Here is a 15,524-nt window from a genome sequence, read left to right as displayed (position 1 = left end):
AAATAACAGACTTGAATCTAAAAATTCAAGTCTGTTTCATGATATCAATGATTTGTATTATAAAATTGGTGACAGTAAGCGAGATACCGCTTCTTTAAATTTTATAAGAAGAGAGCGCTCTTTATATCGTTCGAGCGTTAATTTTGAACTGCATTGCACATCTTCAAGAAACAGGTTCTTTAATTTTTTGGCAATAGGCTGGTCATATACAACTGCATTCACTTCAAAATTAAGGCTGAAACTTCGTGGATCAATATTCGTCGTTCCTACAGAAGACACTTCATTATCTACTACAATTGTTTTAGCATGCAAAAAGCCTTTTTCATAGAGATAAATATTCGCACCATATGTCAGCAGTTCACCTACGTGAGACCACGTAGCCCAATAAACAAAAGGATGATCGGGTTTGTTTGGAATCATAATATGAATCTCTACTCCAGATAATAAAGCAATTTTACAAGCATCCATAAAGCTTGCGTCAGGAATAAAGTAAGGCGTTTGAAGGTACACACTTTCTTTGGCAGACATAATCAATGAGATATACATGTTTTTCAGATGCTGGGTAGTCGAGTTTGGCCCACTTGCTACAATTTGTACAGGAACCTTTCCAGAATGAGTTTCTGTACGATGCAAAAATTGTTCCAGTTCAATTGGCTGCTTTGTTGCTTGATGCCAATCTAAAATGAATCTCCCTTGAATATCGTTCACTGACTCTCCTTTAATGCGAAAATGAGTGTCTCTCCAATAACCCATTTTTGGATCTAACCCTAAATATTCATCTCCTACGTTAAATCCTCCTATGTATGCTACTTCACCATCAATAATACAAAGCTTTCGATGATTTCGATTGTTGATCCGAAAATTAATTAAGCGAAGAATTGAAGGGAAAAATGCCTGTGCTTCGCCGCCATATGAAATAAGCTCCTTAAAAAATGATGGCGTCATTTTTCTAGATCCTACTTCATCATAAAGAACGCGAACCTTTATGCCTTCTTTTGCTTTTTTTGTTAGCTCATCTCTTAATTTTTCCCCGAGATTATCTCGTTGAATAATATAATATTGAATATTAATTTCTTTTTTAGCATTTCGAATGTCCTCAAACAATGCATCAAATTTCTGATTACCATCACTAAAGATAACAATTTCATTGTCGGTGCGCACGAGTGACTTAGAAGAATTTAAATTAGTGAACAGCAGTTTATTATGTTGAATCAATAAATCATTTCGATATTCATGGGTAGCTTTAAGTTCTTTTAATTGTTCATCTACTGAAGATCTTAAATATTCCCGCTCATCAGATGATAACTTATAAAAGTTCTTCTGTTTTAGCTGTCTTCCAAAGAATAGATATACAATAAAGCCGACAATCGGTATAAAAAATAAAATAAGAAGCCACGCCCATGTAGATCCTATATCTCTTCGTTCGATGAAAATAAGAATACCGGCTAATAAAATATTAATAGCTGTCACAACGGATACACTTAGTGTAAAGATATGGGCAAATTCCATCCTTTTACTCCTTTCTTTCTACTGCATTGCTTTATTAACTCATTCCCGTTTTTAACGCTCTCATTCACTTTACTATACATAACACAGATAGCTTCCTTTTTCATCTTTAGTATCCAAGTTTTATTGTTTTTTTATTTTTTGCTATACTCAAAATGTAAAATATTTCTTTTCTATGGCGTATTAAAAACAAGGAGGAAATAATTTGTTTTTTTCTTTTATTTTTCTTAGCCTCATCAATGTATTTATCAGTATTAGCCTGGGGTATACGGCTTATCAATTGTTTAGAAAAGCATTCATTGGAGGTATTCTTACGTGTATCCTTGCTCGCAGCGCTCCTATCATATTTGTATGGCCTTCCCTTTTTTTATCAACGGGCATATCACTTTTTCTCTACTTTCTCATTATTTACTCAAAAAAGCACATATCATCTAATATGTAGATAAAAAACACGAAAATCTAAGATTTCCGTGTTTTTTATCTACAAGCTGTATACGTAATAATCCTGCACGTGATATGAATTGAAACCGCATGTTTCGTAGAGTTGCAAAGCGCGTTTGTTTTTCGCTTCAACCTCAAGAAATATATCATATCCTAGCTTAAGCTGCTGTAAAACAACTTGTTTTAAAGCAGCTTTTCCTATTCCCAATTTTTGATAAGAAGGCAAAATACCAAATCCATAAATCCATGCTTCGCTCTTATCATAAGATACCCTTAACTTTCCAACCGCTTGACTATTGTACTCTACAATAAAATGATTTTGCTTTCCTTCCGTTTTCATTTGTTCATAATAAGCAGCTGCTTCTGTTAAAGACATACCAAAGCATTCCACATCAACTTGCATTTCCATTTTCATATCTGTATCTAATTTAGAAGAGCGAAGTGTAACAAAGGGATTATCATCTTCCAATTCTTTTTTTGTCCACTTCATTTGATATTCTGAAAAAGTAAATGAACATGGAATTTGCTTTAAGAACTCCCTGCCTGAAACCGAATCGCCAGGAGCATTTAATAAAATCTCTGTATACTCACGCTTCTTACAGATATGTAAAGCTTGAGAAAACAGCTTTGAAAAAATCCTTTTTCGGCGATAGCTAGGAGCGACCATTCCGCATATTTCTACTGTATTCCCAAACCCATAAAGACCAATAAACCCAACAAGCTGATTATCTTCATAATGAAAAAAATCGTTAACTTCATTTTGTTTTCGACTTCGTAGCATATCAAAATTCAGCTTCAGCTCTATGTGCTCTTCTTGTTCGCAAATAGACTGTAGCTTTTGTATATCTTCTAACACATGTTGTTCTAACATAAAACGCCCCCTGCATTCTTCTTTTTATTATAAGTTCGGCTTTATTTAACTTTTTCCTTTCATCTTTAGCGCAACAGTCGAATAATTATAGGGTAAAAGCAAGATCAAAAAGCATATAGAGTAATCAAACTAAATAGGCGGGGTGCTTATGAAAAAGACCATTTTAATAAGTTTTATTGCACTAGTTGCTTTAACCATTATTTATTGCCTGCAGAAAGAATTTATTTTCGCTTTAGCTTTGTGGAGCATTTATGGAACAGTATTATCTGTTTTTGTATATTTTTCTTTTTACAAATCAACGGAAGATCGCGAGGAACAGTAACGATAATGCTATTAAAAGGTCTGTAAAATAAACCTTTTTACAGACCTTTTATAAATTTACAACTGGGATATATGTTGGTAACAATTTAGAAACAAGTATTCCTTATTCTTAGTGTTATAGAAAAGTTATTACCTATTTCACTAAGGAGTTGGATATTTGTATGAAGACAATTACAAAATCTATATCGGTTTTAGCATTAGCAGCGGGCTTTACTTTTTCATCTCTATCTGGAACACTGCCATTCACTCACGAGCAAACAGCAAGTGCAGCAGAAAAAATAAACGCACCGTTCAGCGTATATGAAGTGACCGCAAACGTACTCAATATACGTTCAAAACCTAGCACTCAGGGAAAGATTCTTGATACATTAAGAAAAAAAGATCAAATTGAAGTAGTCAAGTTTGTAAATGCAGATTGGGCTGCTATTAAAATAATTGGCGGCACCGGATATATCAGTACTTCCTATTTAATGAAAGTCCCTTCTACTGTTCATACAGCTGCTAACCTTAATTTACGTACAGGACCTAGCACAAGCAACAAAGTTGTAACAACTATTCCTAAAGGAAAAAGCGTCAGCTTCTTAGCTTGGGGCTACTCAAAAGATAACAAGCTTTCATTTGATTGGGCTTTTGTAGAATACAACGGCTTTAAAGGATATGTAAGCACTTCGTACTTACAGTTACCTACTTATAGATAAAAACAGATAACTCCCTTGAATTATTTCAAGGGAGCTTATTTATGGACACCGTATTAATAGTGCCCTGCCCATGAAGCACCAATGATAATTAGTAAAATAAATAGCACAACGATTAACGCAAAGCTACTTCCGTGACCTGCTCCGTATCCGTACCCATAACCATAACCTCCGTAAAAACTCATTTTCTTTCACCTCCTTTTTTGTAGAATATGTGAAGGAAAATGAAAACGAACATGAGTATTCTTTATCACAAAATTCATTATAATTTATAAACGTTAACTCTTTTACTAGTAAGGCATAGGATATAGCATCCCGTGGTTCATCTCTACATCTTTCCCTCGTTCCCCCTTTTAAAGTAAGGGTATATTCGAGCAATACAAAAAAGAAGAGTTTATATAACTCTTCTTTTTTATTGAACTGGATTATCAACTTGCATGTAGTCATTATAATATTCTTCTAACGTAATTCCTTTCTTAGACACTTTAGAGGCGAGTTCTTTCCCGACAAATCGTATATGCCACGGCTCATATTTATAACCTGTAATCTGCTGCTTTCCTTCTGGATAGCGAACAATGTATCCGTATTTATATGAATTTGCTTCAATCCATTTGGCTTCAGGAGTATCTTTAAAACAATCTTGAGCTGCACACTTACCGGTGCTGCTTGATACATCTATACTTAAACCAGTCTGATGTTCACTGCTGCCTGGATGAGCGCTGTAATGATTAGCTGCCGCTTCTCCATCTTGTTTTATATACGCTTGATAAAGAGATTCTTGACGGCTTTGAGAACGATAGGCAGAAACACCGGCTAGGTAAATTCCTTCTCGTTCAGCAGCTGAAAACATCCTTTCTAACGCTTTTGCTGCTTCTGTACGCATTTGGCGCTTTTCAATTTTTTCTTTAAATATAAACCGAACGTCTGGGTATACAAGGTCAGTGGGTTCATAGTGATCAGGAAGAAGATTTTGTTTATTTACTAACACAGCAATGGATTCTGGGTTCCCTACAATTTCTATACTATTCTGCTTCTGTTTAGAAGAAGATAAAGGATTATGATCAGACGTATTCAAATGATCGTCGTGCTGAAATAATCCCTGATAGCCTAGATACGAGAATCCTGCAATAACACCCAGCACTATTAGTAAAGCCATTTTTTTATAAAGTTTCATATTTCTATACTCCTGACATATTTTCAGCTTTTTAGGACACTCAAACATTGTATATAAATCAAGAAATAATTACTAATATAACAAACTAATTCCTACTATAAATTTTAGTATGCCCGGACCTAATTTTTTCAAACGTTCATTTTAAGCATAAAAAAAAGAGATGTCTCCTAAAAGACATCTCTCTTTACTTCTATTCTATAAGACTAGTATTAGTCGATAACTGTAATTTTAACTGATCTTCTGCCCCAGTCTTGTGCAGCACTATCTGAAGAAACGAATACATCAATTCGATTTCCTTTAATTGCGCCACCTGTATCTGCTGCTACAGCTTGACCATAACCTTCAACGTATACTTTTGAACCTAATGGAATAACGCTAGGATCAACCGCAATTACTCGTTGATTTGGATTTGATTTTAAATTTACTCCAGTAGCTGTTGTACCACTGCATCCAGCACAGTTAGCTGTATAAGCTGTTGCTTCAACAGTCATAGACTTGCCGCTAGCTTGCTGTTGAGACTGCTGTTGCTGCTGTTGAGCTGCTTGTTGCTGTTGCTGTTGCTGAGCTGCTTGTTCTTTTTGTGCTTGCTCTTGTGCTGCCTGTGCTTGTGCTGCTGCTTGAGCTTGCTCTTTTTGTGCTTGCTCTTGTGCTGCCTGTGCTTGTGCTGCTGCTTGAGCTTGCTCTTTTTGTGCTTGCTCTTGTGCTACCTGTGCTTGTGCTGCTTGAGCTTGCTCTTTTTGTGCTTGCTCTTGTGCTACCTGTGCTTGTGCTGCTGCTTGAGCTTGCTCTTTTTGTGCTTGCTCTTGTGCTACCTGTGCTTGTGCTGCTTGAGCTTGCTCTTGTTCTTTTTGTGCTTGCTCTTGTGCTGCTACTTGAGCTTGTTCTTGTTCTTTTTGTGCTTGCTCTTGTGCTGCTACTTGAGCTTGTTCTTGTTCTTTTTGTGCTTGCTCTTGTGCTGCTACTTGAGCTTGCTCTTGTTCTTTTTGTGTTTGTTCTTGTGCTGCTTGTTCTTGCTGAGCTTGTGCCGTTTGAGGCTGCTGCGCTTGTGGAGCTGCCTTTGCTACTGGCGCACTAGCTGTTTGAGATTGAGCTGCTTGTGCCGTTTTAATTTTAAATTGTTCTCCAGGGAAAACTAAGTCTGATGTTAAACCGTTCCATTCTTTAATTTCTTCTACTGTTACGCCATAATGTTGACCGATTGACCACAAAGTGTCACCACGTTTTACAGTATGTACGATTTCTTTTATGCTAGATAAGTTTAGTGTCTGATTTGGATAAATTAGTGTTGATGTTAAGTTATTAGCATCTTTTAGCTCGTCTACGCTCACATTATGATTTTGAGCGATTTTCCATAAAGTGTCACCTTTTTGTACTTCATACGTTCCGCTTGTAGAGGCAGATGCTGCACCTACAAATCCTGCTGAAAGAATTGCCGTTGTCCCTAGAGTAAATACAAATTTCTTCATTTTCCGAATACCTCCTTATTTACTCAATGACTGAATGATACCACCTGTTCATTTCACTTCCATTACAGGAATATTTTACTTTTATTACGGATTTAATTAATTTTAAACATTTTCTTGTAATATTTCTGACAATTCATTTTTGAATAATGATTAAATTTCATCAAAATCATGTCAAAATTTGAAGAAAACTCTATAAAAAGTTGGAGTTGTATTCGGTGATAAAAGTAACTTATCAGCAAAAAAAACCTTCTAAAAGCAGTTAGCTTTTAGAAGGTTTTTTTACTGATATGAAACAGTTAAAGTTGGAGCATATGCAGGACTGTCGCCCCCATAAATTTCAACTACGTCACTTAAAAAGTCCGCTGGACCTGAGCTTGACAAGCGAAATTGAGTTTTGCCGGTCCTATTCATATATCCCCAAAGTGAGGAAGGAAGTTGAATAGTTGTATATCCATTATTGAGTGAAGGCACTGACATTTGGAAGCCCGCTGAAATAGATGGTGAAGCCTGATAATCTATTTGTTCTAAAGCACTGCTAGTTCCAAATACACGGCTTTTAATATCGCCTTTCAAAGATGAAATATTACCAGTTGAAGATTTGCGATAAATTTTTAAAGATACATCCGTAATGATTGCATCATCAGGTAAAGAACTTGTGTCAAAAGATAAAATGGTTCGGTATGTGTCGGTATTGTACATTCCTTTATCCCCAATTTTATGAATAGAACTACTCATACCGTCAGCTGATAAGTTTCCGATAAATCCATCTTCAGCAGCAAGCGAAGAAAATACTGAAGGTTTCTCTGAAGTTCCAGAAATTTGATAAACTTCCGTCTTTACTTCCTCTTGGTTGCTCGCTGCGTCTACACTAAAAAACTTTACTGTTTTGCTAGAGTTGATGGTAATAGGCTCAGAGTACTTTAGAGAATTAACAGTTGGTATGCTTCCATCTAATGTATAGTAAGTGATGGCAGGTTCATTGGTTGATAATGAAACAGAAACAGAACTTCCATACGTTCCTCCCGCTGGTGAAGCAGCTGTAACCGGTGGGGATATATCTCCTGAATTAGGAGCATCACCATTTTTCGGATGGCTTTTAAAAAAGTTCCAGCTTAATTTAGTTGCATTTGGTCCTTTAGGATCTGTATAAGAACCGGATGTACTTCCCCCTGACCAAGCATGTCCCATTCCTTCTATCATGTACTTTTCCATTACTGTTTTTCCAGCTGTATCTTTGTAAATATATTGCGTATAGCTTCTTCCACCAGATACTGTACCTGTTGCAGTTTGATCTGCCGTATCATCAATATTGTTATTATCCAGCCCATCAGACGCTCTATCATTTGTTTGAGCCCATTGCGATAATATTTGATGCGCATTTATAGGCGCAACAGTGTAGTCGGCCGTCCCATGAAACAAAATAACTGGAACCACTCGTTTATGATCTCCCATGGCTGAATAGGCTAAATCTCCTTGTTGGATAGGATTAGGACCTCCACTGCTCATTGCTGTATAAGCACCTGTCACATTAGTCGCTGCTTTATATTCTAAGCCCGCTCCAACGCTAATAGCTGCAAATATGTCTGGATAAGTAGCTCCCATAATAACACTCATAGCTGCACCAGCAGATAGCCCTCCAACAAAGACTTGGTCGGCATCTATTGAATAACTGCTTTTTATTTGATTGACCATTCCAGCAATTAACGCTGGTTCACCGCTTCCCCTTGATTGATGAGCCGTATCAAACCAGTTCCAACACTTATTTGAATTAGCAGAAGAAGGTTGTTCTGGATAAAGAACAAGAAACTTCTCTGTCTCCGCCAGTTCATTCATTTGTGTTCCTGCTGCAAATTGATCAGGGTCTTGAGTACAGCCATGTAGCATAACTACTAGAGGTAAGGCAGCACCTCTCTGATAACTGCTAGGTACGTACAGTTTGTATGTCCTTCCATTATATGTTTTAGAGGTAAAACTTCCTGCGGCTGAAGAAGATACAGCACCTAAAGATAAAAAAAGTATAAAAATCATCCCTGCTATAAATAATCGTTTCATCTTCCTGCTTCCTCCTTATATTGATATGGTTATACTTGGCAGCAAACGTACATATCGGTATGGTAGGGAAATGAATAAGAGTTACTAGTAAGATGATAGCAAGGTTTTATGTAATAAAATTTATATTAACTGCACGATTTGCCTACGCTTATGAGGACGAATAAAATCATTCATCTTCCAAATAAAGAAAGCGCTTACATAAAATTGTAAACGATTGTGCCGATAAATACTATAAAAAAGACATACCTTTTAAAAATAGGCCGGTATGTCTTCTATGGATTGCTTACTTAAGTATTCATATTGTGACTCGCTGCAATTTACCATAGCAATGGATTGAGGATAACGTTGTAAATGAGAAGGGAGCTCCTTAAACCCAAACTGATGATAATATTCAGGAAGAATATCGCTATACAGCATAAAAATAGCGCTGCGCTTCTCTATCTTCATCTTTTTAAAAAAGTCTTCAAGCATATCACGGCCATACCCCATTCGTTGATAAAGCTGGTGTACAACAACGGATCCAATACCATGCAAAGCAAACTTTAATCGAGGAGTTTGTAAAAGAAGCAAAATAAATGAACCAATAATTTGATTCTCTTCATTTACGTATACATACCGAATTCCATATGTTTCTTCTTTTTGATTATCTCTCACATACTCTTTGTACGTCCTGCCTTTAGGCCATGCGGCATATCCCATTTGATAGACTTCTGCCAATTCTTCAGACTTTATTTTTCTTAATAACATGAACATCCCCTCTTTATTTATAATCCCATACGTCAGCAGACATTTTTTATAAAGTTAAAAATAGTTCCTGTATGTATATATTATACTTCATCCTACAGAAGCTTTCTTGCTCTGAGTGCTATTAACAGCTAATATGTGAGCTGCTTTCTCAAAAAACTAGAAAGATTCCTGATAGTTGGTCCTTCCCCAAAGCAGTCATATATGTAAAGATACTCTTTATCATTCCATAAAAACATAGAGATGTAAATGTATTTCCAGCTTCATTTAGCATTCATTACGTATTACTCATCAAAAAAAGCATAGAAACTAAGTTCTATGCTTTACAGTGAAAGTAATCATCACTTCTTAAGCTTTTTCGTTCTCTACATACTCCACTAGATGAAAGAAAAAACGATATGTAAGAACAAGAGCTTCACCTATCGACATTTTTTCATCAAACTCTTTTATAGCATCTAACTCAATATTCACATCCCATAATCCATCTTTATCATTAAATAAAAGCTGGACGCTTGTTGGGCTTTCATTAAGCTCTTTAGCAAAAAATTGTTTTAGTACAGAACCGAATTTTTTTTGCATATGTAACCCCGTTAATACTTTATATGTGCCAAACACATCATCCACTTCAAAAGAACATCCATCAAGCTTAATAAATTCGAACCATTTTGATTCTACATATAGAAATTCACTTCTGTGTTCTTTCAAGTAAGAAATAGGAGTATCTAAAAACGAAAGAGGAGATTCTTCTGCGATCAGCTCGTCCGTTTCTTTATCTACTCTTTCGATATAAGAATCTTTAAAACGTAAAGATGCCTCTTTTTCTTCTATTATCAGGTTTTGCGGTACCAACTCTTTTTGCAACGCATATTCCTTTTCTTCCTGGTATAGAGATAAAGATTGACCTTGAACGTTCATTTCTTTTTCAATATAAGTTTGAATATTACTTTGTAACATGAAAAAACCTCCTGATTAATCTGCATCACTATCTTATATCATAACCTAAACAAGGGTTTATAAATATAGCCAAACAAAAAATCCTTAGGCTATGCCTAAGGATAATAATGATATATTCAAGTATGTATAAAAGATAATTTGGTTGCGGGGACAGGATTTGAACCTGCGACCTTCGGGTTATGAGCCCGACGAGCTACCGAACTGCTCCACCCCGCGATAATAAAAATGCCTGGCAACGTCCTACTCTCACAGGGACAAAGTCCCAACTACCATTGGCGCTAAAGAGCTTAACTTCCGTGTTCGGTATGGGAACGGGTGTGACCTCTTCGCTATCGCCACCAGACAAGAGATTGCTCTCTCAAAACTAGATAACAGTTTGCTGAGTATAAAGCTTACGCTTTTAAAAGTTTGGTTAAGTCCTCGATCGATTAGTATCAGTCAGCTACACATGTCGCCACGCTTCCACCTCTGACCTATCAACCTGATCATCTTTCAGGGATCTTACTAGCTTGCGCTATGGGAAATCTCATCTTGAGGGGGGCTTCATGCTTAGATGCTTTCAGCACTTATCCCGTCCACACATAGCTACCCAGCGATGCCTTTGGCAAGACAACTGGTACACCAGCGGTGTGTCCATCCCGGTCCTCTCGTACTAAGGACAGCTCCTCTCAAATTTCCTACGCCCACGACGGATAGGGACCGAACTGTCTCACGACGTTCTGAACCCAGCTCGCGTACCGCTTTAATGGGCGAACAGCCCAACCCTTGGGACCGACTACAGCCCCAGGATGCGATGAGCCGACATCGAGGTGCCAAACCTCCCCGTCGATGTGGACTCTTGGGGGAGATAAGCCTGTTATCCCCGGGGTAGCTTTTATCCGTTGAGCGATGGCCCTTCCATGCGGAACCACCGGATCACTAAGCCCGACTTTCGTCCCTGCTCGACTTGTAGGTCTCGCAGTCAAGCTCCCTTGTGCCTTTACACTCTACGAATGATTTCCAACCATTCTGAGGGAACCTTTGGGCGCCTCCGTTACATTTTAGGAGGCGACCGCCCCAGTCAAACTGCCCACCTGACACTGTCTCCCGGCCCGATCAGGGCCGCGGGTTAGAATTTCAATACAGCCAGGGTAGTATCCCACCGACGCCTCCACCGAAGCTAGCGCTCCGGCTTCTCAGGCTCCTACCTATCCTGTACAAGCTGTACCAAAATTCAATATCAGGCTACAGTAAAGCTCCACGGGGTCTTTCCGTCCTGTCGCGGGTAACCTGCATCTTCACAGGTACTATAATTTCACCGAGTCTCTCGTTGAGACAGTGCCCAGATCGTTACGCCTTTCGTGCGGGTCGGAACTTACCCGACAAGGAATTTCGCTACCTTAGGACCGTTATAGTTACGGCCGCCGTTTACTGGGGCTTCGATTCAGAGCTTCTCCCAAAGGATAACCCCTCCTCTTAACCTTCCAGCACCGGGCAGGCGTCAGCCCCTATACTTCGCCTTGCGGCTTCGCAGAGACCTGTGTTTTTGCTAAACAGTCGCCTGGGCCTATTCACTGCGGCTCTCTCGGGCTATACACCCTACCAGAGCACCCCTTCTCCCGAAGTTACGGGGTCATTTTGCCGAGTTCCTTAACGAGAGTTCTCTCGATCACCTTAGGATTCTCTCCTCGCCTACCTGTGTCGGTTTGCGGTACGGGCACCTCCCGCCTCGCTAGAGGCTTTTCTTGGCAGTGTGGAATCAGGAACTTCGGTACTATAGTTCCCTCGTCATCACAGCTCAGCTTTCATGATGAGCGGATTTGCCTACTCATCAGCCTAACTGCTTGAACGCGCATATCCAGCAGCGCGCTTACCCTATCCTACTGCGTCCCCCCATTACTCAAACGGCGGGGAGGTGGTACAGGAATATCAACCTGTTGGCCATCGCCTACGCTTTTCAGCCTCGGCTTAGGTCCCGACTAACCCTGAGCGGACGAGCCTTCCTCAGGAAACCTTAGGCATTCGGTGGACAAGATTCTCACTTGTCTTTCGCTACTCATACCGGCATTCTCACTTCTAAGCGCTCCACCAGTCCTTACGGTCTGACTTCGCTGCACTTAGAACGCTCTCCTACCACTGACATCAAAGATGTCAATCCACAGCTTCGGTGATACGTTTAGCCCCGGTACATTTTCGGCGCAGAGTCACTCGACCAGTGAGCTATTACGCACTCTTTAAATGGTGGCTGCTTCTAAGCCAACATCCTGGTTGTCTAAGCAACTCCACATCCTTTTCCACTTAACGTATACTTGGGGACCTTAGCTGGTGGTCTGGGCTGTTTCCCTTTGACTACGGATCTTATCACTCGCAGTCTGACTCCCATGGATAAGTCTTTGGCATTCGGAGTTTGACTGAATTCGGTAACCCGTTGGGGGCCCCTAGTCCAATCAGTGCTCTACCTCCAAGACTCTTACAACATGAGGCTAGCCCTAAAGCTATTTCGGAGAGAACCAGCTATCTCCAGGTTCGATTGGAATTTCTCCGCTACCCACACCTCATCCCCGCACTTTTCAACGTGCGTGGGTTCGGGCCTCCATTCAGTGTTACCTGAACTTCACCCTGGACATGGGTAGATCACCTGGTTTCGGGTCTACAACCACATACTAAACGCCCTATTCAGACTCGCTTTCGCTACGGCTCCGCCTTATCAGCTTAACCTTGCATGGGATCGTAACTCGCCGGTTCATTCTACAAAAGGCACGCCATCACCCGTTAACGGGCTCTGACTACTTGTAGGCACACGGTTTCAGGATCTCTTTCACTCCCCTTCCGGGGTGCTTTTCACCTTTCCCTCACGGTACTGGTTCACTATCGGTCACTAGGTAGTATTTAGCCTTGGGAGATGGTCCTCCCAGCTTCCGACGGAATTTCACGTGTTCCGCCGTACTCAGGATCCACTCAAGAGGGAACGAAGTTTCAACTACAGGGTTGTTACCTTCTTCGACGGACCTTTCCAGGTCGCTTCATTTACTTCGTTCCTTTGTAACTCCGTATAGAGTGTCCTACAACCCCAAGAGGCAAGCCTCTTGGTTTGGGCTAATTCCGTTTCGCTCGCCGCTACTCAGGAAATCGCATTTGCTTTCTCTTCCTCCGGGTACTTAGATGTTTCAGTTCCCCGGGTCTGCCTTCAATATCCTATGTATTCAGATAAAGATACTGTTCCATTACGAACAGTGGGTTTCCCCATTCGGAAATCTCCGGATCAAAGCTCACTTACAGCTCCCCGAAGCATATCGGTGTTAGTCCCGTCCTTCATCGGCTCCTAGTGCCAAGGCATTCACCGTGCGCCCTTTCTAACTTAACCATTAGCGAATAAATGGTACAACGTAATGTTGTGTTATTTATTGGTTTGATTAAAGAAAAGTTTCACTTTTCCTCAGCAATTACTGTTATCTAGTTTTCAAAGAACAATCGCAACCAAAATTCTTCTTATTAGATAAGAAGAAAGTAGTGTGCTTTCTATAATTGAGAGATTGAACTCTCAAAACTGAACAAAGTGTCAAAACGTACGTCATGTAAAAATCCTTAGAAAGGAGGTGATCCAGCCGCACCTTCCGATACGGCTACCTTGTTACGACTTCACCCCAATCATCTGTCCCACCTTAGGCGGCTAGCTCCTTACGGTTACTCCACCGACTTCGGGTGTTACAAACTCTCGTGGTGTGACGGGCGGTGTGTACAAGGCCCGGGAACGTATTCACCGCGGCATGCTGATCCGCGATTACTAGCGATTCCAGCTTCATGTAGGCGAGTTGCAGCCTACAATCCGAACTGAGAATGGTTTTATGGGATTGGCTTGACCTCGCGGTCTTGCAGCCCTTTGTACCATCCATTGTAGCACGTGTGTAGCCCAGGTCATAAGGGGCATGATGATTTGACGTCATCCCCACCTTCCTCCGGTTTGTCACCGGCAGTCACCTTAGAGTGCCCAACTAAATGCTGGCAACTAAGATCAAGGGTTGCGCTCGTTGCGGGACTTAACCCAACATCTCACGACACGAGCTGACGACAACCATGCACCACCTGTCACTCTGTCCCCCGAAGGGGAACGCTCTATCTCTAGAGTTATCAGAGGATGTCAAGACCTGGTAAGGTTCTTCGCGTTGCTTCGAATTAAACCACATGCTCCACCGCTTGTGCGGGCCCCCGTCAATTCCTTTGAGTTTCAGTCTTGCGACCGTACTCCCCAGGCGGAGTGCTTAATGCGTTAGCTGCAGCACTAAAGGGCGGAAACCCTCTAACACTTAGCACTCATCGTTTACGGCGTGGACTACCAGGGTATCTAATCCTGTTTGCTCCCCACGCTTTCGCGCCTCAGCGTCAGTTACAGACCAAAAAAGCCGCCTTCGCCACTGGTGTTCCTCCACATCTCTACGCATTTCACCGCTACACGTGGAATTCCGCTTTTCTCTTCTGCACTCAAGTTCCCCAGTTTCCAATGACCCTCCACGGTTGAGCCGTGGGCTTTCACATCAGACTTAAGAAACCGCCTGCGCGCGCTTTACGCCCAATAATTCCGGATAACGCTTGCCACCTACGTATTACCGCGGCTGCTGGCACGTAGTTAGCCGTGGCTTTCTGGTTAGGTACCGTCAAGGTACAAGCAGTTACTCTTGTACTTGTTCTTCCCTAACAACAGAGTTTTACGACCCGAAAGCCTTCATCACTCACGCGGCGTTGCTCCGTCAGACTTTCGTCCATTGCGGAAGATTCCCTACTGCTGCCTCCCGTAGGAGTCTGGGCCGTGTCTCAGTCCCAGTGTGGCCGATCACCCTCTCAGGTCGGCTATGCATCGTTGCCTTGGTGAGCCGTTACCTCACCAACTAGCTAATGCACCGCGGGCCCATCTGTAAGTGATAGCCGAAACCATCTTTCAATCATCTCCCATGAAGGAGAAGATCCTATCCGGTATTAGCTTCGGTTTCCCGAAGTTATCCCAGTCTTACAGGCAGGTTGCCCACGTGTTACTCACCCGTCCGCCGCTAACGTCATAGAAGCAAGCTTCTAATCAGTTCGCTCGACTTGCATGTATTAGGCACGCCGCCAGCGTTCATCCTGAGCCAGGATCAAACTCTCCGAAGAAATGTTTGACTTGCTCAATTTAAAAAATAAAAATTAACGTTGACGTTTGTCGCTTTGTTCAGTTTTCAAAGTTCAACCGCCGCTCTTAAGCGACTTTATTATCTTATCAAGTTATTAACGTAATGTCAACAACTTTTTAAAATTCTTTTTTCAGCTTCGTTGTTACGAGTATGTCTCAA

10 protein-coding genes, 1 tRNA gene and 3 rRNA genes are annotated in these 15,524 nt (G+C 40.9%); 2 read left to right on the top strand and 12 right to left on the bottom strand.

Going from position 1 to position 15,524, the window contains the following annotated elements; translation table 11 throughout:
* Window positions 1-57 precede the first annotated feature (57 nt).
* Window positions 58-1,509: a cardiolipin synthase gene (gene cls / locus LIS78_RS02485; protein WP_195781309.1), complete on the bottom strand. Its 1,452-nt coding sequence runs from the start codon at window positions 1,507-1,509 to the stop codon at window positions 58-60.
* A 478-nt stretch (window positions 1,510-1,987) separates the two neighbouring features.
* Entirely contained in the window at window positions 1,988-2,818 is an 831-nt protein-coding gene (locus LIS78_RS02480; RefSeq protein ID WP_252284600.1) for a GNAT family N-acetyltransferase, read from the bottom strand.
* A gap of 148 nt (window positions 2,819-2,966) precedes the next feature.
* Here LIS78_RS02480 and LIS78_RS02475 point away from each other — a divergent pair, with 148 nt between their 5' ends.
* The gene (locus LIS78_RS02475) at window positions 2,967-3,140 is read left to right on the top strand and encodes a hypothetical protein (protein ID WP_164796970.1); all 174 of its coding nucleotides are present in this window, start codon (window positions 2,967-2,969) and stop codon (window positions 3,138-3,140) included.
* Window positions 3,141-3,300: 160 nt separating this feature from the next.
* A complete protein-coding gene (locus LIS78_RS02470; protein ID WP_013055211.1) occupies window positions 3,301-3,837 on the top strand; it encodes an SH3 domain-containing protein in 537 nt (178 codons plus the stop codon).
* A 53-nt stretch (window positions 3,838-3,890) separates the two neighbouring features.
* Here LIS78_RS02470 and LIS78_RS02465 read toward each other — a convergent pair whose 3' ends face one another.
* The 10 genes from LIS78_RS02465 to LIS78_RS02420 form a co-directional block, all read right to left on the bottom strand.
* A complete protein-coding gene (locus LIS78_RS02465) occupies window positions 3,891-4,019 on the bottom strand; it encodes a YjcZ family sporulation protein (RefSeq protein ID WP_013055210.1) in 129 nt (42 codons plus the stop codon).
* Window positions 4,020-4,246: 227 nt separating this feature from the next.
* Window positions 4,247-5,008, bottom strand: a complete 762-nt coding sequence (locus LIS78_RS02460; protein ID WP_013055209.1) for a M15 family metallopeptidase — start codon at window positions 5,006-5,008, stop codon at window positions 4,247-4,249.
* A 209-nt stretch (window positions 5,009-5,217) separates the two neighbouring features.
* Window positions 5,218-6,474 (bottom strand): LysM peptidoglycan-binding and 3D domain-containing protein, encoded by a 1,257-nt coding sequence (locus LIS78_RS02455; RefSeq protein ID WP_252284599.1) that lies wholly within the window; start codon window positions 6,472-6,474, stop codon window positions 5,218-5,220.
* 279 nt (window positions 6,475-6,753) lie between these two features.
* Window positions 6,754-8,526 carry an extracellular catalytic domain type 1 short-chain-length polyhydroxyalkanoate depolymerase gene (locus LIS78_RS02450; protein ID WP_252284598.1) on the bottom strand — a complete coding sequence of 591 codons (1,773 nt, stop codon included), beginning with the start codon at window positions 8,524-8,526 and terminating at the stop codon, window positions 6,754-6,756.
* Window positions 8,527-8,775: 249 nt separating this feature from the next.
* A complete protein-coding gene (locus LIS78_RS02445) occupies window positions 8,776-9,273 on the bottom strand; it encodes a GNAT family N-acetyltransferase (RefSeq protein WP_013055206.1) in 498 nt (165 codons plus the stop codon).
* Window positions 9,274-9,618: 345 nt separating this feature from the next.
* A complete protein-coding gene (locus LIS78_RS02440) occupies window positions 9,619-10,224 on the bottom strand; it encodes a hypothetical protein (protein WP_209150884.1) in 606 nt (201 codons plus the stop codon).
* A 139-nt stretch (window positions 10,225-10,363) separates the two neighbouring features.
* Window positions 10,364-10,440, bottom strand: a tRNA-Met gene (locus tag LIS78_RS02435).
* A gap of 11 nt (window positions 10,441-10,451) precedes the next feature.
* Window positions 10,452-10,567 (bottom strand): 5S ribosomal RNA (gene rrf / locus LIS78_RS02430).
* Window positions 10,568-10,632: 65 nt separating this feature from the next.
* A 23S ribosomal RNA gene (locus tag LIS78_RS02425) occupies window positions 10,633-13,567 on the bottom strand.
* 225 nt (window positions 13,568-13,792) lie between these two features.
* A 16S ribosomal RNA gene (locus tag LIS78_RS02420) occupies window positions 13,793-15,345 on the bottom strand.
* Together the 16S, 23S and 5S rRNA genes with 1 tRNA gene alongside form the textbook arrangement of a ribosomal RNA operon.
* Window positions 15,346-15,524: the final 179 nt, after the last annotated feature.

Source organism: Priestia megaterium, from assembly GCF_023824195.1.
GTDB lineage: Bacteria > Bacillota > Bacilli > Bacillales > Bacillaceae_H > Priestia > Priestia megaterium_D.
The sequence above is the reverse complement of the archived record's forward strand: the minus strand, read 5'-3'. Positions and strand labels throughout refer to the sequence as shown.